This is a genomic window from Mycolicibacter senuensis (genome assembly GCF_003284925.1).
Classification (GTDB): Bacteria; Actinomycetota; Actinomycetes; order Mycobacteriales; family Mycobacteriaceae; genus Mycobacterium; species Mycobacterium algericum_A.
This window is the reverse complement of the sequence record NZ_QMEX01000262.1, coordinates 1-2,493: the sequence shown is the minus strand read 5'-3', so window position 1 is coordinate 2,493 and position 2,493 is coordinate 1. Positions and strand designations below refer to the sequence as shown.

The window sequence follows — 2,493 nt, the reverse complement described above, 5'->3', positions numbered from 1 at the left end:
CAATCCCAGCGAATACGATCTGTTGAAGGTGTCCGGTCTGCTGCGGTCCATCCTGCTGGACAAGCCGCCGCTGTTGGACACTGCGAGCGCCGCCACCTCGCTGGCTCCCAAGTTCCGTGTCGTCAAGCCAGGACCAACTCCGGTCCCGCCTGAGGTCAAGAAGCAGATGGACGAAGCGTGGGCGAAGCTGCATGAGACACGTCCGGAGGTTAAGCGCGTGGATACTGCCATTGCCATGCGATTTGACCTCATGACCGGCGAACTCAGTGATGTCGGTAATCCGGATGACCAGGTAGTGGAGCTATCGCGGGAAGACTTTCTACGGGCCGAAGTCGGTTTTGTCTTGAACGACTTTGAATACTCAGTCGAAAGCATGCTCCGGGTTGCAGCGAACTCCCTCGGAGGGGTCCACAACGATGGGAAGCCGAACCGGGACAAGCACGCTGAGGAACTCCGTCAGTACATGGAGGGCGGCGGCGCAACGTGGTGTGGACGCTCATTGCCTGCCGCGATGATCTTCGAGATAGCCCGCTGCACGCTGCGCGCCTGCAAGCCGATTGCTGATGAGTTGGCCCGCCTCGGGCTGTATTCAGCTGAGTCAAACGAGTGGGTGTGGTCGATAGATGGCAATGGCAACGGCATTGTCCGAACTGGATCGGCGTGAGACGCCGGTGTCATCTGAAATAGTCGTAGCCCTCATCGGTGGTGGTGCTGGACTGGCGACGGGCATCGTCGGCTCACTCTTCGCTCCGTGGGCCAACTGGGGCGCAGAGAAGCGCCGTCGTCGGCAGGACAGGCGTGTCGAGCGCATCGCGGAGTGGCGGGCAGGCGCGTCCCGGCTAGGCGGCGACGTGCATTTCATGGAACTAGAGTGGAGTCCTTGGTACACCACGCTTTATCGCGAAATGAGCGACAAGGCCAAGCGGCAGATTGAGGACGGCAGTCAGGGTGTCCCCAATCCGAACCACAACGAGGTCGCCATGTTGATCGTTGAGGAGATAGCTCGGATCGAACGCGACAAATGGAAGCTGGTCTAGTTGTGGCGATGCTCTCGAAGCATGCCGACTAACGAGTCGTAGCCAGGCGTGGGGGCGTGTAGCCCCAATACGCAGGCGCTACGCACAGCACCACTCTGCACCCACTGGTGGCAGCTTGAGGGACGCTAAAAAATTGCCTCTGAGCTGTGTCAGATAATCCGTTGTCCGCTACGTGCCACCGCCAGCACCAAAGTACGGTGACCTGTGGAAATGTCCAAAGTCAATTTCCGGCTTACAGGCCAGCTCGTCCGCCCCCTAGGTTTGACCAGTGCGGTCACCCATTGCCGCTCTTGCCGTGCCGGACGGCTGCCGTGGTAGTGGCGGGGCAAGTGCCCAGGCAGGGTCACGAGTTGCCGGTCCCCGGTCATCCCGGGCTGATCGGCGGACTGCGCGCGGGAGCATGGCGGGTTAACTTGTCGTCCATGACGAACGAAGAGCGACTCCGGCAGATAGCCAGGGACGTATTCCCGGACTGGTCGCGACCGCCCAGGATCGTGGTGGAGGAGATCGGCGAGCTGGTCAGGCGATGGCCGGTTGATGGCTTCGCACGCGAAATGCTGCCGGACCAGCAGCGCCGTCTGGTGTGGATTGACGGGCACGCGATCGGACAGTTGGACTTCATCGCGGACGCTGCGGAGGAGCAGGATCTGGTTGCGCTGATCCGGCCGCTGAGCCAGGTCACCGGGGTCGAAGTCAACGCCTATGGTCCGGCGGACAGTTTCGGGGAGCGAACGTACCGGCGCGCAGTGATGGTGCACTTTGCATTCGGGAATCCGATCGAGGTCGACACGACCCAACACACGAACGACAGCCTTCGCGGCAGCGCCGACCGGTTCATCGATCGGGTACTGGACGCACTGGCGGGCACATCCGCCGGGGACTAGGTGCCCGCTCAGTAGCGAACCGCCCCCAAACCTGCTGGCCGGGGGCCGAGGATGGCCTTTATACGCCTGCGGCCGGCTTGGCTTTGAACACCTCGGCGTCGGTGGTGACGATCTCGGGGACTTCGTCAAATGCCGTTTGGCCCAGTGCATTTCGTTGGCTATTTGGTGCCAGCGTATGGGTGTGGTGTTCACCGCGGCGGGCTTACGGGCCGACTTGTCCGCCCCGTAGCACCGCCATCGACTCGGCGAGCTCGTCGAGCGCCCGATCGAGCTGGGCACGGCAGCTGCGGGCGATGTCGCGTTCCCGCTGATAGAGCAACCCGTAGGTGAAGGTGTCCTCACCGGCTGCCTCGGCGGCCCGGGACTCGGCAAGCAGATGTTCCCGGCTGACGACACTGTCCTGATGCTCGCCGAGCAGGTTCTGGATGTTCTTGGCCTGTTCCTCGATCGAGGGCGCACCCATTGCCGCCGCGGTGTAGCGCAGCCGCTTGGCCGCCTTGCGGATCCGGTGCAGCGCTTCATCGTCGTGGCCGGTGCCGCCGACCCGGGTGGCCTTGGCGGCCTTGCGCACC

4 protein-coding genes are annotated in these 2,493 nt (G+C 62.9%); 3 read left to right on the top strand and 1 reads right to left on the bottom strand.

Going from position 1 to position 2,493, the window contains the following annotated elements:
• The 3 genes from DQP56_RS23855 to DQP56_RS23850 form a co-directional block, all read left to right on the top strand.
• The coding region (locus tag DQP56_RS23855; RefSeq protein ID WP_205868969.1) for a hypothetical protein at nucleotides 1–664 on the top strand (664 nt) is incomplete at its 5' end.
• Nucleotides 624–1,037, top strand: coding sequence for a hypothetical protein (locus DQP56_RS24500; RefSeq protein ID WP_133259032.1), 414 nt, complete (start codon nucleotides 624–626; stop codon nucleotides 1,035–1,037). The genes DQP56_RS23855 and DQP56_RS24500, both read left to right, overlap by 41 nt.
• A 497-nt stretch (nucleotides 1,038–1,534) precedes the next feature.
• A complete protein-coding gene (locus tag DQP56_RS23850; RefSeq protein ID WP_234825810.1) occupies nucleotides 1,535–1,921 on the top strand; it encodes a hypothetical protein in 387 nt (128 codons plus the stop codon).
• Nucleotides 1,922–2,123: 202 nt separating this feature from the next.
• On the opposite strand, the gene DQP56_RS23845 is transcribed toward DQP56_RS23850, so the two are convergent.
• On the bottom strand, nucleotides 2,124–2,493 hold a 370-nt coding region (locus tag DQP56_RS23845; RefSeq protein WP_133259031.1), incomplete at its 5' end, for a CHAD domain-containing protein.

Excerpts from the sequence above, each read along its gene's own strand:
- DQP56_RS24500 (WP_133259032.1), top strand. The coding sequence starts at position 624 with ATGGCAATGGCAACGGCATTGTCCGAACTGGATCGGCGTGAGACGCCG.